This window comes from Mesorhizobium sp. M1A.F.Ca.IN.020.06.1.1 (assembly GCF_004023265.1).
In the GTDB taxonomy this organism is placed as follows: Bacteria; Pseudomonadota; Alphaproteobacteria; order Rhizobiales; family Rhizobiaceae; genus Mesorhizobium.
The window spans coordinates 1-636 of sequence record NZ_RZSR01001645.1; the positions used below are offsets into that span (position 1 = coordinate 1).

Genomic DNA, 636 nt, shown 5'->3' on the forward strand with positions numbered 1-636 from the left:
GGCTGGCTTCATCGCGTCGGTCGTGTCGTCGGCGCTGGCTTTCGCGCTTGCCGCTGCCGCGTTCGTTGCCGGCGCCCGCGCCGACGACACGACCGACGCGATGAAGCCAGCCAATGCGATGGCGACGGAAAGGATGAAGCCGGCGACCGATGCTATGATGCCGACCGGCGCGATGAAGCCCGCGGATAAAATGAAGCCCGATGCGATGGCGACCCAGGCGATGAAACCCGCCACGGATGCCATGAAGCCGGCGGATGCGATGAAGCCCGCGACGGATGCGATGAAGCCTGCCGACGCGATGGCGCCGGCGCAATAAGTCAGCGGCCCCGGTCTCTTGGCAACAATCGCCGTCGGCGATAAGCCGCCGCACGGCAAAGTGAGAAACCAGCGGCGGCTTGCTTCGTATATAGTGGAACAACGAACAAGGAGATCCGACATGAACGGCATCGACAAAAAGGCGGCGCGGCGCTCGCTGGCCCCGCTTCCAGCGCTGGTGCTGACAGCGGCCGCGGCCGCCTTCTGGCAGACGCCGGCGCGTTCGGCCGAGGACGCGGTGGTGATCCCGCCGCCGGTTTTGGATGAAAAGTCCGCCAGCGGCACGGAGAAAGCGATCTTCGCCGGCGGCTGCTTCTGGGG

General features: G+C 66.2%; 1 protein-coding gene and 1 pseudogene. Both read left to right on the forward strand.

The window, feature by feature from the left end:
• Positions 1 to 10 precede the first annotated feature (10 nt).
• Positions 11 to 316: a hypothetical protein gene (locus tag EOA60_RS36100; RefSeq protein WP_128312784.1), complete on the forward strand. Its 306-nt coding sequence runs from the start codon at positions 11 to 13 to the stop codon at positions 314 to 316.
• Between the two features lie 120 nt (positions 317 to 436).
• A pseudogene (locus EOA60_RS36105) lies at positions 437 to 636 on the forward strand (peptide-methionine (S)-S-oxide reductase); the annotation flags it as partial.